General features: G+C 72.3%; 17 protein-coding genes. 7 read left to right on the top strand and 10 right to left on the bottom strand.

The genetic code is table 11. The features are described from left to right. Nucleotides 1–226 precede the first annotated feature (226 nt). Nucleotides 227–490: a hypothetical protein gene (locus HJC40_RS37645; protein WP_250008307.1), complete on the bottom strand. Its 264-nt coding sequence runs from the start codon at nucleotides 488–490 to the stop codon at nucleotides 227–229. 168 nt (nucleotides 491–658) lie between these two features. Between HJC40_RS37645 and HJC40_RS37640 the strand changes: the two genes are divergently transcribed. Then, nucleotides 659–1561 (top strand): NAD(P)-dependent oxidoreductase, encoded by a 903-nt coding sequence (locus tag HJC40_RS37640; RefSeq protein WP_250008306.1) that lies wholly within the window; start codon nucleotides 659–661, stop codon nucleotides 1559–1561. A gap of 13 nt (nucleotides 1562–1574) precedes the next feature. On the opposite strand, the gene HJC40_RS37635 is transcribed toward HJC40_RS37640, so the two are convergent. The 5 genes from HJC40_RS37635 to HJC40_RS37615 form a co-directional block, all read right to left on the bottom strand. Further along, the gene (locus HJC40_RS37635; RefSeq protein ID WP_250008305.1) at nucleotides 1575–2237 is read right to left on the bottom strand and encodes a response regulator transcription factor; all 663 of its coding nucleotides are present in this window, start codon (nucleotides 2235–2237) and stop codon (nucleotides 1575–1577) included. Then, nucleotides 2234–3388, bottom strand: a complete 1155-nt coding sequence (locus tag HJC40_RS37630; protein WP_250008304.1) for a sensor histidine kinase — start codon at nucleotides 3386–3388, stop codon at nucleotides 2234–2236. The genes HJC40_RS37635 and HJC40_RS37630 overlap by 4 nt, the downstream gene beginning before the upstream one ends. 22 nt (nucleotides 3389–3410) lie before the next feature. Beyond that, complete coding sequence (locus HJC40_RS37625) at nucleotides 3411–5597, bottom strand: MMPL family transporter (protein WP_250008303.1); 2187 nt, start codon at nucleotides 5595–5597, stop codon at nucleotides 3411–3413. 179 nt (nucleotides 5598–5776) lie between these two features. Further along, nucleotides 5777–6520 (bottom strand): GAF domain-containing protein, encoded by a 744-nt coding sequence (locus HJC40_RS37620; protein ID WP_250008302.1) that lies wholly within the window; start codon nucleotides 6518–6520, stop codon nucleotides 5777–5779. Between the two features lie 150 nt (nucleotides 6521–6670). Beyond that, a complete protein-coding gene (locus tag HJC40_RS37615; protein WP_250008301.1) occupies nucleotides 6671–6913 on the bottom strand; it encodes a hypothetical protein in 243 nt (80 codons plus the stop codon). A 232-nt stretch (nucleotides 6914–7145) separates the two neighbouring features. On the opposite strand from HJC40_RS37615, the gene HJC40_RS37610 reads away from it, so the two are divergent. Next, the gene (locus HJC40_RS37610) at nucleotides 7146–7622 is read left to right on the top strand and encodes a PepSY domain-containing protein (RefSeq protein WP_250008300.1); all 477 of its coding nucleotides are present in this window, start codon (nucleotides 7146–7148) and stop codon (nucleotides 7620–7622) included. 229 nt (nucleotides 7623–7851) lie between these two features. Here the strand turns inward: HJC40_RS37610 and HJC40_RS37605 are convergent, their stop codons facing one another. Beyond that, nucleotides 7852–9042 (bottom strand): MFS transporter, encoded by a 1191-nt coding sequence (locus HJC40_RS37605; protein WP_250008299.1) that lies wholly within the window; start codon nucleotides 9040–9042, stop codon nucleotides 7852–7854. 63 nt (nucleotides 9043–9105) lie between these two features. Between HJC40_RS37605 and HJC40_RS37600 the strand changes: the two genes are divergently transcribed. The 5 genes from HJC40_RS37600 (at nucleotide 9106) to HJC40_RS37580 (ending at nucleotide 14809) form a co-directional block, all read left to right on the top strand. After that, complete coding sequence (locus HJC40_RS37600) at nucleotides 9106–10137, top strand: LacI family DNA-binding transcriptional regulator (RefSeq protein WP_250008298.1); 1032 nt, start codon at nucleotides 9106–9108, stop codon at nucleotides 10135–10137. A gap of 140 nt (nucleotides 10138–10277) precedes the next feature. After that, entirely contained in the window at nucleotides 10278–10421 is a 144-nt protein-coding gene (locus HJC40_RS37595) for a hypothetical protein (RefSeq protein WP_250008297.1), read from the top strand. 114 nt (nucleotides 10422–10535) lie between these two features. Further along, nucleotides 10536–12998: a phosphoketolase family protein gene (locus HJC40_RS37590; RefSeq protein ID WP_250008296.1), complete on the top strand. Its 2463-nt coding sequence runs from the start codon at nucleotides 10536–10538 to the stop codon at nucleotides 12996–12998. 120 nt (nucleotides 12999–13118) lie between these two features. Next, the gene (locus tag HJC40_RS37585) at nucleotides 13119–14189 is read left to right on the top strand and encodes a hypothetical protein (RefSeq protein ID WP_250008295.1); all 1071 of its coding nucleotides are present in this window, start codon (nucleotides 13119–13121) and stop codon (nucleotides 14187–14189) included. After that, nucleotides 14186–14809 (top strand): SGNH/GDSL hydrolase family protein, encoded by a 624-nt coding sequence (locus HJC40_RS37580; RefSeq protein ID WP_250008294.1) that lies wholly within the window; start codon nucleotides 14186–14188, stop codon nucleotides 14807–14809. Before HJC40_RS37585 ends, HJC40_RS37580 begins: the two co-directional genes overlap by 4 nt. A 39-nt stretch (nucleotides 14810–14848) precedes the next feature. Here the strand turns inward: HJC40_RS37580 and HJC40_RS37575 are convergent, their stop codons facing one another. The 3 genes from HJC40_RS37575 to HJC40_RS37565 all read right to left on the bottom strand — a co-directional run bounded on the left by HJC40_RS37575 (nucleotide 14849) and on the right by HJC40_RS37565 (nucleotide 18489). Beyond that, on the bottom strand, nucleotides 14849–15652 hold the full coding sequence (locus HJC40_RS37575) for a glycerophosphodiester phosphodiesterase (protein WP_250008292.1): 804 nt from the start codon (nucleotides 15650–15652) through the stop codon (nucleotides 14849–14851). Beyond that, complete coding sequence (locus tag HJC40_RS37570) at nucleotides 15653–17782, bottom strand: trypsin-like serine protease (RefSeq protein ID WP_250008291.1); 2130 nt, start codon at nucleotides 17780–17782, stop codon at nucleotides 15653–15655. 125 nt (nucleotides 17783–17907) lie between these two features. Beyond that, nucleotides 17908–18489, bottom strand: coding sequence for a TetR family transcriptional regulator (locus HJC40_RS37565; RefSeq protein ID WP_250008290.1), 582 nt, complete (start codon nucleotides 18487–18489; stop codon nucleotides 17908–17910). Nucleotides 18490–18532: the final 43 nt, after the last annotated feature.

Here is an 18532-nt window from a genome sequence, read left to right as displayed (position 1 = left end):
CTACGCTGTGGCTCTCGGCCACCGCAAGGTTGAATGTTGTGTCCACAACGCACAGACGATCATGCGGTGGCCGTCCTCGTTCCCGCAGGATCCGAGGTCACCTCACGAACGGCGGCTGCCGTACTAGAACACCCGTGCTTCCAGCACTGCAACGGCGCTAGGTCCGGCAGATTCGCGGCCGAAGGGGCAGCGCAAGTGTCCGGCCAACCAGCGTTGCGTCGGCTGCTTACTGGACGCGTAGTTCGTAGTACATGTTGCCGTCTCCCAGGGCGAGCAGCCGGCATTCGAAGCTCGCCCACCGGCCGTCGGCCACCCCGTTGTGGCCGGCCTGGACGCAGTTCGCCCGGACCTTGTAGTAGCCGGCCGTACGCACCTCGGCGTGGGCGTGAGCGGCCTGTGTCGCCGGCTCGGCCGCCTGCGCCGGGGTGGCCAGTGGGAAGGCCGCGAGCCCGGCACCGACCATGACGAGATACCGCATCGTGCTGTTCATGTCCGACCCCCTCGGATGCAAGCCCAGCCGTCGACCAGAGCACCACGGCCGCCGTCCGACCGGGCGGGAACACCGGAAGCCCGACGCCGTCGCCGAGGAGCTGGGACAATCCAGGGACTGCCGGCTCCCGGCTTGACAAGACGTTCGGTCCTTCATGGACGATGCGGTATGCGCATTCTCGTCGTGGGTGGAAGTGGTCTCGTCGGGTTTCACGTCGCGGAGGTGCTGAGGGAACGCGGCCACGCGGTGACCAGCGTGGCGCGCTCGGCAGCGCCCGGTGTCGACCACCGGCTCGATGTCGGGTCGGCTTCGGCCGAGCAGATGCGGCCGCTGCTGGCCGGGCACGACGGCGTGGTCTTCGCCGCCCGCACGGACGAGCAGCGGCCACTGCGCCGGCCGATCCATCCCGCGTTCCACCGCGACATGGTGGAGCCGGTGGTACGCCTGTTCGGCGCGGCCCGCGACGAGGGCCTGACCCGCGGCGTCATCATGGGCTCGTACTACACGTACTTCGATCGGCTGCATCCGCAGTGGCGCCTGCCGGAACGGCACGTCTACGTCCGCTGCCGCCTGGAGCAGGCCCGGGAGGCGCGGGTGGCCGCCGGCCCGGGCCTGCCGGTCGCCGTCCTGGAGCTGCCGTTCGTGTTCGGCCGGGCCGGCGACCGCCTGCCGAACTGGGCGCCCGCCCTGGACCGCTGGGTGAAGTCGCGTTCGCCGCTGGTCGCCCCGCCCGGCGGGACCGCTGCGACCTCGGCGCGCCGGGTGGCCGAGGTCGCGGCGGACGCGCTCGAGCACGGCGACGGCCAGGACATCCCGGTGGCCGATGAGAACCTGACCTGGTCGCAGTTGATCACACGGGCCGCCGCGGCGGCCGGTCGTCCCCGCCGGGCCGTCCGCCTGCCGTCCGTCGCGGTGCGCGCATCGCTCAAGCTGGGCGGGGCGTTGCAGGCCCTGGGCGGCCGGGAGACAGGCACCAACCTGACGTACCTGGCCGACCTGCTGCTGGCCGACCTGTTCATCGAGCCCGCGTCGGGACAACCACTGGATCAGGCGATCCGTGAGACCTTTTAGCTCTGAAGCCGGCTCACCGCACCCGGACCAGTCCCTGCTGATAGGCGACGACGACCAGCTGGGCGCGGTCGCGGGCCCCCACCTTCGTCATCGCCCGGTGGATGTGGGTCCGGACCGTCAAGGGGCTGACGGTCAGCCGGTCGGCGATCTCCTGGTTCGACAGGCCGTGGGCGGCCAGCGCGGTCATCTCCCGTTCCCGGTCGGTCAGCGTCTTGAGCGACCCCTGGGACGGCTCGCCGAGGGTGCCGGGCCCGGACAGGAAGCGGTTGATCAGGGAGCGGGTGGCTGAGGGCGAGAGCAGCGCCTCGCCCGCGACCACGGTGCGAATCCCGGCCAGCAGGGCTTCCGGCGTGACGTCCTTGCCGAGGAATCCGCTGGCCCCGGCCTCGAGCGCCCGGGCCACGTACTCGTCGGTCTCGAAGGTCGTCAGGATGAGCACGCGCGTGCCGGCCAGCTCGGGCGTGGCGCAGATCTGCCGCGTGGCCGCCAGGCCGTCGAGGACCGGCATCCGGATGTCCATCAGGACCAGGTCGGGCCGGTGCCGGCGGGCCAGGCCGACCGCCTCCTCGCCGTTCGCGGCCTCGGCGACGACCGTCAGGTCGTCGTCGGAGTCGATCAGCATGCGGAACGTCGAGCGCAGCAGCGTCTGGTCGTCGGCCAGCAGGATCTGGATCATCGGGGTGCCTGGTCTTCCTGCCACGGGGCCAGAGGGATGGTGAGCGAGACCGCGTACCGGCCGGGGCCGTCGTCGCCGGCCTGGACCGTGCCGCCGACCGCCTTGGCGCGTTCGCGCATGCCGATCAGCCCGTAGCCGCCCGGTCCGGCTGGAGCGGGCCGGGCGGAGGTGTTGACCACCCGGGCGGAGAAACTGTCCTCGTCGTACGCCAGGGAGATCGTGACGTTCGGGCGGACCGCGTGCTTGGTGACGTTGGTCAGGGCCTCCTGGACGATCCGGAACGCGGTGAGCCCGACCAGGGGCGGGAGCCGCCGCGGCGTACCGTCGCTGACCACGGAGACCTCGAGGCCGGCCGCCCGTCCGGCCTCGACCAGATCCGGAAGCTGCTCGAGTCCGGGCGCCGGTGTGGTGTCCGCCGGCTCGTCGCCGGGGGCGCGGAGCAGGCCCACGGTCGCTTTGAGCTCGCGCAGAGCGGCCGACGTGGAGGTGCTCAGCCCGGTGAGGAGCTCCCGGGCCTGGTCGGGCCGCTTCGCCAGCAGATGGGCCGCGGTGCCGGCCTGCGCGTTGGCCACGGTGAGGTGATGCGCGACGACATCGTGCAGGTCGCGGGCGATGCGCAGGCGTTCCTCGCTCAGCCGGCGGCGCACCTCGTCGTCCCGGTTGCGTTCGGCGTCCGCGGCACGGGCCTGGGCCATCCGCAGGTACGCCCGTTGGGCCTGGGTCATCCGTCCGGCGAACACCGCCGGGAGCAGCCACAGGGCGACGCCGACGGTGCCCAGAAGCAAGGCTCCTCGCGTGGGCGTCACATCGCCGGCCGTCGCGCCCAGGATCACCGCGCTCACCGCGATCCCGGTCCACCAGGCGGCCGCCCGGGGACTGCTGACCACCGTCAGCCGGTACAGGCAGCCGATCAGCGGGGCGAGCAGCAACGGCGTCGGCAGGTAGCCCAGCGCGCAGGCGGCGGCCTCGCAGCCGATCGCGACGACGGTCGCGGCGCGCGGAGCACGGGCCGCGGCGTACAGGGCTCCGCTGGCGACCAGGCTCAGCAGCGCACCGGGAAGCAGCTCGGCCGGGCGGAAGATGCCCTCGGTGCCGAGGCTGGCACCGAGGGCAGCGAAGACGAACGCGACCAGCGCGGTCAGCACGTTCATCGGACCGACACTACGTGGTCGATCAACGCACGCTCAGCTCGTGAGCCTGCTCCGGTTCCGGCTCCGGCTGCGGGCCTTCGAGGGACGAACCTTCGACGTCGACGTGGGGCAGCATCCGGTCGAGCCACCGCGGTAGCCACCAGGCCCGCTCGCCGAGCAGCTGCAGGACGGCCGGCACCAGCGTCAGGCGGACCACGAAGGCGTCGAAGAAGACCGCACACGCCAGCCCGAGGCCCACCATCTTGATCAGCGGCTCGTCGGCCGCCGCGAACCCGCCGAACACCGCGATCATGATCACCGCGGCCGCGACCACCACCTTCGAGCTCTGTCCGAAACCGGTGACGATCGCCTCGTGGGCCGGCCGGCCGTGCGCGTGGGCCTCGCGCATCCGCGACACCAGGAAGACCTCGTAGTCCATCGCCAGGCCGAACACGATGCCGACCAGCAGGATCGGCATCAGGCTCATCACCGGCCCGGTCTGCTCGACCCCCAGCACGTCGGCCGCCCAGCCCCACTGGAACACCGCGACGATCACGCCGAGCGCGGCGAACAGCGACAACAGGAAGCCGAGCGCCGCCTTGACCGGGACCCAGACCGAACGGAACACCACCAGCAGAAGCAGCACGGCCAGACCGATGACGATCGCCACGTACGGCACGAGAGCCGACTGCGTCTTGCGGGCCATGTCGATGTCCAGCGCGGTGGTGCCGGTGATCTCGTACCGTACGTCTCCGGCCGCCTCCACACCCGGGCGCGCGCTCCGCAGCGTTTCCACCAGTTCTTCCGTACGTTCGTCGGTCGGGCCGGTCGACGGCACGGCGGTGAGGACGGCCGTGTCTCCCGGCTGGTTGAAGGCGGCCTTGGACACCGACACCACGCCGCTGGTCGCCCTGAGGCTGCCGGCCACGGTCGCCACCGCGGCCTGCGGGTCGGCGGCGCCCCGCGCGTCGACCACCACCGTCAGCGGACCGTTGAACCCGGGACCGAAGGCCGAGGCCCGCAGATCGTACGCCCGTCGCTGCGTCTCGGTGGCCGGCAGCGAGGCATCCCCGGGGGTGCCGAGCTGCAGGGACAGGGCGGGGACGGCGACGGCGGCGAGCAGCGCGACGCCGGCCAGCGTGATCAGGAGCGGGCGGCGCAGCACCAGGCGCATCCAGGGGCGCGCCACCGGACGGCGAGGGTCGCCGAGGGCAGCGCCACGGCGTTGCGCTCGTGACAGGACCCTGTCCGGGGCGAAGCCCAGCAACGCCGGGACCAGGGTCAGCGCCACCAGGACGGCCACCACCACCGCACCCGCGGCGGCCAGCCCCATCTTGGCCAGCGACGGGATCCCCACCACCGACAGCCCGGCCAGCGCGATCACCACGGTCGTCCCGGCGAAGGCCACCGCCGAGCCGGCCGTTCCGACCGCCCGGCCGGCGGCCTGCTCGGCGTCGTCGCGACCGTGGCGCTCCTCGCGGAATCGGGAGACGACGAACATCGCGTAATCGATGCCCACCGCCAGTCCCAGCATCAGGGCGAGCATGCCGCTGGTGATCGCCATCCCCAACGGGCCGGCCACCGCCCAGACGCCGAGGAACGAGATGGCCACCCCGATGATGGCCGTGAGCAGCGGCAGACCCGCCGCCACCAGGGAACCGAAGGTCATCACGAGCACGACGGCGGCGATCGCGACCCCCGCCAGCTCCGTGGCGCTCATCGTGGTGCCGGCCTTGAGCGCCGACCCGGACATCTCCGCGGTCAGCCCGGCGGCCCGCGCCTGCTCCACCGCGTCGGCCAGCTCGGTGCGCGACGCCTCGGTCACCTCGGACGACGGCACCTCGTACGACACCGACGCGAACCCGGTCGAGCCGTCGGCGCTGATGCTCTGGCCGGTCGCGGGTGGAACGACCCGCGACACCTGAGGACCACCGGAGATCGTGCTCAACACGGCCTCGACGGTCTCCGTGTTCTCCGCGGACGTTAGTGGCCGGCCCGGGGGAGCGACGAACACGATGGTCGCCGACGCGCCGTCGGCCGCGGCGCCGGGGAAGCGCTGCGCGATGAGGTCGAACGCCTGCTGCGACTCGATCCCCGGCATCGTCGCCCGGGTGCTGACCGGGCCCTCCGACCTGGTGGCCAGCAGCACCGCCCCGCCGAGAGCCAGCAGCCAGAGCGCGACGACGAGCCACCGCCGGCGGTAGGAAAAGCGACCAAGACGACCGAGCATGCCTGCCATGACGCGACACTCCCTGTGTTCATTCGAACGTTGCCCACAGCCTCTCGGCCGGGCCACGGTCGCGTCGTCGTGCAGGTGCAGGCTTCCGATACGAAGATCGCAGTACGCCGGACGCAGGTCCGGTCGCTTGAACCCATCACCGGGCGATACCGGGGGAGCAGCGCGCCCGGTTACAAGAACCGCTTCAGAACCCCGGCCGCGGCAACGCCGAGCGAGGTTCCGTTCTCCGCGGCTCGCCGGCACAGCTCGGCGTAGGCCTTGTCGGTGCGGCCGGCGGTGCTGCCGGCCAGGATGTCCAGGGCAAGCTGGATGGCGGCCCGCACGGACAGCGCGCCGGCGTACCCGGCGAGCAGTTCCTCGGCGCCGGGGTCGGACACCGGGGGGCTGCCGGTGTGGAGATCGAGTTCACGGCTGGTGGCATACAGTTCCGCCATGGCGCCGATCAGCGGGGCCATCGCCGCGTCGTCGCGGCCGTACAGGTTCAGCACGGCGATCGTCGTGCCGCGTCCGTTGTAGAGCGGGACCGAGACCGAGGCCCGCAGGCCGAGAGCGGGCGCCACCTCGTGGAAGCCGGGCCAGTCCATCGTCGTCGCCGCGATGTCGGGCACCCCGACCGGTTCGCCGGTCTCCAGCGCCTGCAGGCACGGGCCGGCCCGATCGGCGAACTGCGCCTCGTCGACCGCGAGGGCGATGTCGCTCGTGGGCGCGACCGTGGTGTATTCGGGCCCGGACAGAGTCGTGATCGACGCGTAGTCGGCCGCAGCGACCCGGTCGGCGGCCAAGGCGGCGATCGTGGCAAGGCGTTCTTCGATGTCCGGGGCATTGTCCGGAGTCTCGGCCAGGGCAATGATGGCTTCGGCCAGCGGACCGTGACGCCCGGGCAGGACCTGTTCCGGGTGCGGCGACGTCGACATGGCTCCATCTCCCCGTTCGGCGATCGTTGACCCGCGGATACCCGGTCGGCGCGAACCTATACGCGGACGATCGCCGTTCGCGCGGACGCGGTCCGGGTGACCTCCGACTCCCGCGGGCCGGGTGATGAGCCCGCGGGAGTCGTCGGATGATCAGCCGTTCTGGGGGCTGGTGTTGTCCGTGCCGCCGAGCCGGGCCAGGAACTCGTGGCACTTGTGAGCCCGCGCGGAGTCCTCGGCCATGACCTGCTCGAAGAAGGACGCGATGTCGTCCTGGCCGGCATTCTTGGCGTCCCGGACGTACTGGCCGTAGTCGTGCCCGGCTTTGAGTGAGTGGTACTGCACCGAGATGAGATCGAACGTCACGTCGTCGAACCCGGTTTCTCCCGTAGCCACAGGATCTCCTTCCGCTCACTGTTGCGCGATCGCGCTTCGTCCGGGCGGGCCTACCCAGGTTGAGGCTGCACAGTCCCCGGATCTTCACCCGCCGCCTTCCCCGGCGCTCCACCACAGCCGGCGACAGGCTGGACATATCGCGCGATCAGCGGGGTACGCGGTTCGGGCCACGGACGTGCGTGGCCCGAGACCTTGCCGTCCGGCGTCTGAAACCCCGACCGTGAGGATCGACATGCGCCATCACCTCAAGTCCATGATCGTGGCCGTCCCGATGGCGTTCCTGATCGGCTGCGGCGACACCGAGACCGATGCCGGCGACGGGGACCAGCCCACGCCGGCCGCGACCACCGCCACGGCCGCCGGTGTCTCGGAGGCGCGGGCACGGGAGATCGCGCTCGACCGGGTCGGGGGCGGCGAGATCACCAACGTGAGCACCCATGACGAGCAGAACCAGCCACTGTGGCAGGTCGAGGTCACCAAGGGCGGCCGGGAGTACGACGTCGAGATCAACCGGAGCAGCGGCGCGGTCGTCGGCGTCGACGACCCGGGCGGCGCCCCGCGCGACGGCTCCGAGCCGAACGGGAACGAGAACGAGAACGAGCCTAACGGGAACGAGAACGAGCCGAACGAGAACGAGAACGAGCCTAACGAGAACGAGCCGGACGAGAACGAGAACGAGCCGGACGAGAACGAGCCGGACGAGAACTGATCGGACCGGATGTGACGTAGTGCACCCGATCACGGGATTAGGGGCGCCCACGGCACGGTTACAACCAATGCCGGTGTGCCCAGTGTCCCCGGGCCTCATCACATAAGCCTTCGCGGAATACCGTTCGGCCGGAGCCGCGTAGCGCCACTCGCCGCGAGGCGACCTGCACACCGGCACCAACGTCACGCCCCGCGTCCCACGGACGCGGGGCGTCTTGTCTCATCAGCAGTCAGCCGCCGGCCCGCCGGACGGCTCGGGGCAGCGTGAGCAGCAGGGTCGCGCCTCCGGCGGCCATGACGGCGAGCACCGTCGCGAGTCCCGTGACGCTGGTCAGCGCCCCCACCAGCACGGGCGCGGTGATGCCCCCCGTGCGCGAACAGGTCGAGATTATCGAGGCGGTCACCGCCGCGGTCACCCCGTGCCGTGTGGTGAGCGTTCCGGCCGCGCCGAACAGCAGCGGGAAGATCGGGCCGGCGCCCGCCCCGGCGACGGCGAGCGTGCCGAGGGCGAGCCAGGCCGGACCGTCGGCGGCGGCCACGAGCAGGCCACCGAGCATGCTCACGGTGATGGTCGCGGCGGCCGTCGTGCTGATGACCATGACGCTGAGCCGCCGGGTGAGCGGATCCAGCAGCAGGCGCGTGACGAGCAGACCGGCCGAGAAGGCCAGCGGTCCGGCGGCGGCCAGCCCGGCGGTCGCCTCGAAGCCGCGGCTGAGGAGCAGGGCGCTCCACTCCTGCCCGGGACTCTCCACGTAACTGGCCGCCACGGCGGCCGCGGCGAGCATGATCAGCACCGACCGGGCGCGCCGCAGTCGTCCCGCCGGGGTGCCCGGCGGCCGGGGCTCCGGCCCGGCTTCGGGGGTGATCAACAGCCGCCGGGTCCGCCACCAGGAACCGAGCTGGATCAGCAGCGCGGCCAGCGCCACAATACTGACGTGCGCGGGGACAGACATCGGCAAGGCGGCGGCCCCCGCACCGAGCGCGGCGCCGGCGCTGAGCGCCAGCGACCAGGCGGCATGGACCCGGCCCATGACCGAGGTTCCGGAGCGCTGCTGGACCTGCGCCGCCAGGGTGTTCATGGAGACGTCGTGGCAGCCGTCGACGACGCCCAGCACCACCAGCGCCGTCGCCAGCAGGAGCAGGTTCGGCGCCCAGGCGGCGGCCGTGGCCAGCACCGCGTACGCGCAGCCGGCCGCCGTGACCGCGCCCCCGGTGCCGAGGAGGCGGGCGATCCAGGGGGTCAGGACCGAACCGGCCAGCCCGCCGACGGCTCCGGCGCCGAGCGCCGCCCCGAAGGCGATCTCACCGGCCCCGACCCGGTCGGCGATCTCCGCGAAGCGGCTCAGCAGGCTGCCGTAGAGGGCGCCGTTGACCACGAACGACCACAAGGCCAGGCCGAGCCCGGACCGCGGCTCGGCCATGAATCCTCCCTCGGGCAGCAGCCGGAGTGTTCTTATCGAACCAGTTCGACGTACTGTAGCCCGATGAGCAGTGCCGTGACGATCCGCGATGTGGCCCGGGCCGCCGGCGTCAGCGTCTCCACCGTCTCCCTGGCCCTCAACGCCCCGGACAGGGTGAGCGAGCCGACCCGGCGCAAGGTCCTCCGGGCCGCCGACGAGCTGGGCTTCGTCCCCAAGGCCGAGGCGGTCGCCCGCGCGCGCACCGGCGTGGGCCGGATCGGTGTCATCGGCCCGTTCAGCTCCTACGTCGCGGCGAGCCGGCGGCTCAACGGCGTGCTGCGCGCGGCGCGCGGCGCAGCCGTCGAGGTGGTGGCCTTCGATCAGGAGTCGGCGTCGACGAGCCCGGCGCCGCTGCTGTCCAGCCTGCCCCGCACCGGACGCCTGGACGGGCTGCTCATCAGCAGCCTCCCGCTCGACGACGACGTGGTCCGGCGGCTGACCGACCTCGACCTGCCGACCGTGCTCATCGACGTACGCCACCGCGGTCTCAGCTCCGTGCACACCGACGACGTCGCCGGTGGCCGGATCGCCGCCGAGCACCTGCTGGAACGCGGCCACCGGCGGTTCGGCTATCTCGGCGAGGCGCAACGTTCCGACCGGTACGCCTCACCCGCGCAGCGCCGGTTGGACGGCTTCCGGCAGGCCCTGGCCGATGCCGGGCATCCGCTCTCCCCGGACGCCGTCGTGTGGACGACTCGCGACTTCGCCGCGGCCCGGGCGCAGGCCCTGAATCTGCTGACCGACCCGGCCCCGCCCACCGCTGTTTTCGCGAGCGACGATCTGCTCGCGGCGGCGGTCCGCGCCGCGTGGCAGCAGGTCGCAGCGGGCGGGCACGGACCAGGGTCGTTGCCGGGGGACGGCCCGGCCATCGTCGGCTTCGACGGCGGCGACCTCGCCGAGGCGCTCGACCTCACCACCGTCGACCAGCCTCTCGAGGAGTCCGGCGAGGTGGCCCTGCAGATGCTCCTGGAACGGCTGGCCCGGCCCGGTCCGGCCCGCGAGACGACGCTCGACCTGGCTCTCGTCGCCCGCGGTTCCACGGCCCGGCGCGGGTAGCGCGCAGCATGGCACGGGGTTCCGTCGCCCGGCGCGGGCATGACGGCCGTCCGGGTGGGCAACCGGCAGCTCCCGACAAGCCCGAGGAGAGTTGTGAGCCAGCCCGAGGAAGCCGCCCGAAAACCACGAAGACCGACGCCGTGCTGATGCACCCGGAGAACACCGCCGATCCCGGCACCGCGCAGAGCGGGCCACCACCGGAGACGGGTGAGGTCCGCGTCGAGATCGACGGCGAGATGGTCACTCTGGACGCCGACGGCCGGCCGACTGATCGGCGCGGCTGAGGTTCGCACCCGCACCCGCGTATCCGGCAGTGGCCGGTTCCCGACGGTTTAGATCTCTGCTCAAGTGGCACAGGAGATATCGAGCCGGACTGTCCGGCCGGGTCGGGAGGTGCCGTGACACAGCAGTTGGCCAGCATGGGCGGGGACACGTCAGCCGACAACGAGAGTTCGGGCAAGGGCGAGTCGGTCGCTCCCACCCCGTACACCCTGGGGGATGCCTCCGGTCCGCTGGACCGCCCCGAGCTGGAACTGGTCGACGCCTGGTGGCGGGCGGCCAACTATCTGGCCGTCGGGCAGATCTACCTGCGATCCAATCCGCTGCTGCGCGAACCGCTGACCCCCGAGCACGTCAAACCACGCCTGCTCGGGCATTTCGGCACTGTGCCCGGGCTCAACCTGGTCTGGGCCCACGCCAACCGCCAGATCACCGCGCGCGAGCTGAGCGCCGTCTTCATCGCCGGGCCGGGCCATGGCGGTCCCGGCCCGAATGCCTGCGCCTGGCTGGAGGGCACATACTCCGAGCTCTACAGCGACATCCCGCGCGACGAGGAGGGCATGGCGGCGTTCTTCGCGCAGTTCTCCTACCCGGGCGGGGTGCCCAGCCACTGCGCGCCGGAGACGCCGGGCAGCTTCCACGAGGGTGGCGAGCTCGGATACTCGCTGATGCACGCGTACGGGGCGGTGCTCGACAACCCGGACCTGACCGCCTTCTGCGTGATCGGCGACGGTGAGGCGGAGACCGGGCCGCTGGCGACGAGCTGGCACGGCAACAAGTTCATCAACCCGGCGCGCGACGGGGCGGTGGTGCCGATCCTGGCCCTCAACCAGTACAAGATCGCGAATCCCACGCTGCTGGCCCGCATCCCGGAGTCCGAGCTGCTGGAGCTCATGCGGGGTTACGGCTACACGCCGCACCTGGTCTCCGGGGACGATCCGGCCGACGTCCACCAGCAGATGGCGGCCGCGCTGGACGCGTGTCTCGGCCGGATCGAGGAGATCCAGCGAGCCGCCCGCACGGGCGACGAGACGGTGCGACCGGCCTGGCCGATGATCATCCTGCGGACGCCCAAGGGATGGACCTGCCCGCCGATCGTCGACGGTCTGCCGGTCGAGGGCACGTTCCGGGCCCACCAGGTGCCGCTGCCGGGGGCACGCACCGACGACACGCACCGCCGGGTCCTCGAGGAGTGGATGCGCTCCTACCGGCCCGAGGAGTTGTTCGACGACGCCGGGCGGCCGATCGCCGACCTGCTGCGGGCGGTGCCGGCCGGTGACCGGCGGATGAGCGCGAACCCGGTGGCCAACGGCGGGACTGTCCTGCGGGATCTGCGGCTGCCCGACTGGCGCGACTACGGGGTCGACGTTCCCGTACGGGGCCGCGAGCAGCACGAGGCCACCCGGGTGCTCGGCGGGTGGCTGCGCGATGTGGTCGATCAGAACCGGACGAACTTCCTGACCTTCGCGCCGGACGAGCTGGCCTCGAACCGGCTCCAGGACATCCTCGACGTGACCGAGCGCGACTGGCAGGCCGAGATCGGGCCGTACGACGAGAAGATGGGCCCCCGCGGCCGCGTCGTCGAGATGCTGTCCGAGCACATGTGTCAGGGCCTGCTCGAGGGCTATCTGCTCACCGGCCGGCACGGGCTGTTCACCTGCTACGAGGCGTTCATCCACATCGTCGACTCGATGTTCAACCAGCACGCCAAGTGGCTGCAGGCCAGCGCCGACGTGCCGTGGCGGAGGCCGATCGCCAGCCTGAACTACCTGCTGTCGTCGCACGTGTGGCGCCAGGACCACAACGGCTTCACCCATCAGGACCCGGGCTTCCTCGACGTGGTGATGAACAAGAACCCGAGCATCGTCCGGGTCTATCTCCCGCCGGACGGCAACACGCTGCTGTCGACGTACGACCATTGCCTGCGCTCGCGGCACTACGTCAACGTCGTGGTCGCCGGCAAGCAACCGCAGGCCGACTGGCTCTCGGTCGAGGAGGCGGCCGTGCACTGCGCGCGCGGCCTCGGCATCTGGCAGTGGGCCGGCGCCAACGACGAGCCCGGTGAACTGCCCGACGTCGTCCTGGCCTGCGCCGGTGACGTGCCCACCCTGGAGACCCTCGCCGCCGCGTCGATTCTCCGGGAAAGGCTGCCCGACCTGCGCGTACGGGTGATCAACGTGGTGGATCTGATGCGGCTGCAACCGGAGACCGAGCACCCGCACGGGCTGCCCGACCGCGAGTTCGACACCCTGTTCACCGCCGACCGGCCGGTGATCTTCGCGTTCCACGGCTACCCCTGGCTGATCCACCGGCTCACCTACCGGCGCGCCAACCACTCCGGCATCCACGTGCGCGGCTACAAGGAGCGGGGCACCACCACGACGCCGTTCGACATGGTCATGCTCAACGACCTCGACCGGTTCCGCCTGGTCATGGACGTCATCGATCGCGTACCGGGTCTCGGCGCCCGCGCCGCCGGCCTGCGCCAGGACATGGTCGACACCCGGCTCGCGGCTCGCAGGTGGACCCGCGATCACGGCGTCGACCTGCCCGAGGTGGCGGACTGGGCGTGGCCGGCCTGACCGGGCCGCCGCCGATCCCGGCCGACCCTCGGCGGATACCCCGCGCCCGCGTGCTCATGCGGAAAGCCCGGTGTGCCGTGCGTCGTGGTGAGGACGCCGGGCAGGCGGGTAGGCGTCCGGATGCGTTGGTCGTACGAGGAACAGCCCCGGTCCATCACGGCAGTGCTGCTGCTTCTGCTGACCGTGCTGTCGGCGGGCGGATCGCCGCTCGCCCGTTCCGCGTCGGCCGGTTCTGTGCTTGCCGGTTCTGCGTTCGGGGGACAGGAGAGCCTGGCTCCGGTCCTGACCTCGCCGGCGCGCACCGGGGACGGATATCTCGGTGTCGCCGTCCGTCGGGCCGGCACCCTCAGCGCCGCTCAGACCGACCGGGCCGCCGCGCTGCGCGACCGGCTTCCGGCCGGCGGGCGGGACCGCCTCGACGCCGTGCTGGCCGCGGCCGCCCCGGAGGAGCAGGGCTACCTCGCCGCGGCGTTCGCGGCCGGGCACCCGGTCGCCGAGGTCGCGTCCTTCGCCGCGACCATTGCCGGGCGTTCGCCCTACTGGCTGCGCAGCCGCCTGCGGCCGGTCGCCGCCACCGGGGCCGGCGCCGTGCGGTTCCGCGGGAATCGGATCGGGCAGTACAACGACACCACGTGCGGTTCCACCGTCGTCCTGGCCGCCCGGATGTCCGTGGATCCGCTGTACGCGCTGTATGTGACCACCGGTGGCCGCCCGGGCACCGTGGAGGAATCCGATGAGCGTTTCCTGCGCCGGCTGCGGGAGGAGGAGCAGCGGATCCACGACGAGACCGACGTGCTGTGGCCGCAGGTGGCCGGGACGCCACCCTGGGGACTCAGCGAACGGCTGAACCGGGACCCGGCCGCGCTGGGCGGCCGGTACCGGTGGCGGCCGGCGCTGCCGGTAGCCGGCGTCAACCGGGCCCTGCTGCGGCAGGCGCTGACCGAGGCGAACCGCGGCTTCCCGGTGCCGATGCTGATCGGCGACCTCGTTCCCCGTCATTACGTGTTGCTGCTGCGGCACGACGACGCGGGCGCGTGGTTCTACGAGCCGACCGCCGGCGAGATCGTCATCGTCCCGGGGCCCGACCTGGAACGCCGCGACTTCGACCGGCTCGGTTATCCCCGTCTCGCCGGCGTGATTCTGCCGTCGGCGGGAAGCGACCGGAGGCAAAGGGGGTTGCACTCAAGGTGACACTCAAGTTCGCGATCTTCGGCGACTCGATCGCCTACGGCCAGGGTGCCTCGGCCGCCGCCGACACGGTGGCCCAGCGACTCTCGGCCGACCTGAGGGCCCACGACCTGCCCAACGAGGTCCGGGTGTTCGCCGTACCCGGAGCTCAGAGCCGCGACCTGCGGGCCCAGGTCGAGCGGGGACTCGCCTGGCGGCCGCAGCTCGCGCTGATCATCATCGGCGCGAACGACCTGACCCGGTTCCTGCCGCCGGAGCAGTGCGCCGCCCAGCTCGCCGACGCCGTCCGGCGCCTGCGGGCGGCCGGGGCCGAGGTGGTGGTCGCGCCCGCGCCCGACCTCAGCGTGGTGCCCTGGGTGCCGCCGCAGATGCGAGCGGTCGTGCGGGCCGGCAGCCAGGTGATGCACGACGCGCAGAGCCGGGCCGCCCGGGCCGAGGGCGCGCGGGTGGCCGACTTCGGGATGACCTCGTCGGCCGGCTTCGCCGTCGACCAGAACCTGTTCAGCGCCGACCGGTTCCACCCGTCCAGCGCCGGCTACGCCGTCATCGCGGGCGCGCTGGCCGCCACGGTCCGCGAGGCGGCGACGGCGGCGCGGTCGTCGCAGGGTACGTCCCTCGGCTGAGGCCCGGACCGGCGTACCGAAGCACGCCGGCCCGGGTGGTCAGCCCGTCCCGCACCGGGCGGCGGACCAGCGTTCGTACTCGATGGGCCGGTTCGTGACGAAGCCGTCGATCGGCCAGGCGGCCAGGCGTTCCCAGTCCGCCTCCTGGTCGACGGTCCAGGCCAGCAGGTGGATGCCGGCGGCGTGCCACTCCTCGGCCCGGCTCTGGCTGATCGCGGTGTGCTGCTTGTTGAAGACGTCGCCGTACTGCCTGATCTGCTCGGGGCTGAGATAACCGAGCGCGTGGATCAGCGCGCGCCGCGTCCCGGGGATCCGGTCGGCGGCCTCCGCGACGACCGTACGGTCGAAGGACATCAGTGTGACGGCGCCCCGGCCGATCGTCGCGTCGATCTGACCGGCCACCGTCGCCCACTGCTCGGCTGTGGGCACGACCTTGAGCTCGGTCAGCACCTCGGCCCGATACCTCCCGGCGAGCTCGTAGACCTCCCGCAGGGTGGCGATGCGCTGCCCGTCGTCGGTGGGGATGCCACCGCCGGCGTCGAGCCCGTCGATCGGCCCGCTCCTCGGGCTGACCCGGTCGACAGTGCTGTCGTGCAGCACCACGGGCGTCCCGCGGGAGTCGAAGCGGACGTCGAGCTCCCAGATGTCGACACCGGCGTCGCCCGCGGCCGTGAACGCGCCGACGGTGTTCTCGACGGCGCGTTCGGTGCCGCCGCGATGGGCGACAGCGACGGGCGTCGCCGCACAGAACGCGGGCGCCGCCGCCGCGCTCTCGCCCCGGCTGCCGGCCAGGACGAGAACAGCGGCGACGGCCGCGACCAGGCTGCGCTTGACCACGCTCACCTAGCGACCAGCCACCCGGGAGAGGGTGGTGACCGTGCCGGCCCGCGCCTCGCCCGGGGCGCCCTCGCCGGGGCTGCCCACGACAGCGTCCGCCCGGCCGTCCTTGTTCAGGTCGCCGGCGGCCAGGGCCGCGCCGAAGCGGTCGCCCGCCTCGTCCACCCCGTAGATGTCCGCCTGGTTGATGATCAGGCTCGGGGTCAGCGAGTTGGGCCGGCCGGTGCTGACCGCCCCGCCGGTGAACAGGTGGAGCCGGCCCGCGCCGCCCGCCCGCCCCGGAGAGCCGATGAGCAGGTCGGCGTAGCCGTCGCCGTTGACGTCGCCGGCCGCGAACGTGCTGCCGAACGCGTCGTCGAGCCCGTTGTCGCCGCCGCTGACGTCCCGGGGCTCGATCGGGTAGCCCTTGCCCACCGTCGTGCCGCCGGGGAAGATCGTCGCCGTGCCGGACCGCGGGTCGTCGCGGGGCGCCTCGCCGGGAATGCCGACCGCGATGTCGGCCCGGCCGTCCTTGTTGAAGTCACCGGTGGCCAGGGCCGCGCCGAAGCGGTCGCCGATCTCGTTGGACCCGCCGTTGCCGCTCTGGTTGTACCCGACGCCCCCCGAGACCGGGCCGGCGGCGGCGCCGGGCAGGACGTAGATGGAGCCGCCCTGCGGATCGGAGGCCGGAGCTTCCCCGGGCGCGCCGACCACCAGGTCGGTGTGGGTGCTGCCGGTCACGTTGCCGGCGGCGAGGGCGGCGCCGAAGAGATCGCCGGCTTCGTTGGAGCCCCCGGCGGCACCCTGGTTGACGGCCCAGCCGAACTGCAGGCCCGCGGCCGCTCCCTTCAGCACGATCACCTCACCGGAGCGCTGCCCGGCGATGACCTTGCCCGGGGAGCCGACGGCCAGGTCGAGGTAGCCGTCGCCGTTGAAGTCGCCCGTGGTGAGCGCCTTGCCGAACTCGTCGCCGGCTCCGTCCTGACGGCCGAGGTCGTTCTGGTCGATGCCCCGGCCGGTGCTGAGGCCGCCGGCCCCGCCGTTGAAGACGGCGATGGAGCCGGCCTTGATGGTGCCCACCTGCTCACCGGGCGATCCGACAGCCAGGTCGGCGTAGCCGTCCTTGTTGAAGTCGCCGGTGGCCAGGGTCGCGCCGAACTGGTCACCGGCCTCGTCACCGGCGCCGAAGGCCGTCTGCAGCAGCCGCTTGCCCCCGGTCGGACCGTTGGCGCCGCCCCGGAAAACGGTGATCGAGCCGGAAGCCACGTTGGTGCCGGCGCCGGTCAGGTCGCCCGGGGCGCCCGTGACCACATCCGGGAAGCCGTCCTTGTCGAAGTCGGCCACGGCGACGGCGCTGCCGAACGCGGCGCGCTCGAAACTTGGCGTACCGCTGTCGGTCGGGCTCAGCGTCAGCTGGTCGAACGGGTCGGCGGTGGCCGCCGGCAACGCGGCCAGCGTCTCGACCGTCCGGCCCGAGGCCGCGCCGCTGGTGTCGTCCGAGCCCAGGCAACCCTTCTGACCGGCCGCCGTGGCCACCGCGGCCAGCCGGTAGGCGCCGTCGGCCTCGTGCAACAGCGGGGCCCCCGCGTCGCCCCGGCACAGGCCTGTCCCGGCCGACTCGTCCAGCGCGAGGTCGGCCGTGCCGGCCGCGGACTGCTGGACCACGAACGCGGTCGCGTGCGGCTGGTCGGGAACCCACTCGGTCGCGGTGCGGCCGAAGCCGGCTGCGACCAGCCGATCGCCGACCGCCGGGGTGGAGGTGCTGAGCGCGACGGCCGGGACCGGGGCCGGTCGGGCCAGGACGACCACCGACAGGGAAGGATCGGTGTCGGGCTGCACCTCGACGACCGGGATCGCCGCTCCCGATCGGAAACGGGCCGTCACGGGCAGCGCGGCGGCCGCGCCGGGCTGGGGGTGGCGAGCCGTGAGGAGGCAGTCCCGGGCCGTGACGACGGCCCGGGGCCGGACCAGGACACCCGTACAGGCTCGGGAATCGTCGCCACCCGGAACGCCGAGCTCGAGCTTGACCACGAAAGTGATCGCCGCGGGGGCCACCGCGCCACCGGAAGCGTGGACGACGCCGCCGGGCGAGATCACCAGGGCGATTCCGGCGACACCGGCGATGCTTGCGCGGCTGACGGCGGAGGACTTGCGCACTATGAAATCCTTGTGTCAGAAGGGGCCTGGGCACCCTCCACTGTGTGAGGGGCTCCGCACAGTACGGACCTGGTCACAGTAGAGGGTCGACCCAATCACCCATCGCCCGTTGTCGATGACAAATGTCACGATGACGCTGATCGGTCCGCCGGCACGATCGTGGCGAGAAGGGACAGCACGGTCTCGGTCGTCGCGGTCAGATCGGTGTCGGTCCCGGCTTCCAGCCACTGCCGGTAGGCCGTACGGAAGACCTGGCTCCCCGCGTTGGCCGCGAGCTCGGCGACGTCCGGGTCGATCCCGCGCTGGCCGAGCGCGTCGCGGAACCCGTCGGCCAGCTGCTGCTGCTTGATCAGTTCCCGCTCCAGCAGCTGAGGGTTCGCCGCGATCATCGCGCTCCGCCGGCGCTGAGATTCTCGTGATCCGAGACTTTCCCAATCGAACCCGGCCAGGGTCCGGGTCACCGCCCGGAGCGGTCGGGCGACGTCGGTCGTCTCCGAGAGGGCCTGGACGAGAGCCTCGTTGAGCGCGTCCGCGTCGGCGAAGAGAACCTCTTCCTTGTCCCGGAAGTACCGGAAGAAGGTCCGGGTGGTGACGCGCGCGCGTTCCGCGATCTGGACGGCGCTGGTGTCCTCGAACCCCTGCTCCTCGAACAACTCCAGAGCGGCCTGCTTCAGCCGCTCCGCACTGCCGTGTTCCCACCGGGGCATGAAGCCACGGTACCCGCCGTGATGACTCGCCGTGACAACACCG

Origin of the sequence: Actinoplanes sp. M2I2, from assembly GCF_023544445.1 — a bacterium.
In the GTDB taxonomy this organism is placed as follows: Bacteria; Actinomycetota; Actinomycetes; order Mycobacteriales; family Micromonosporaceae; genus Actinoplanes.
This window is presented reverse-complemented; position numbering and strand designations above follow the sequence as displayed.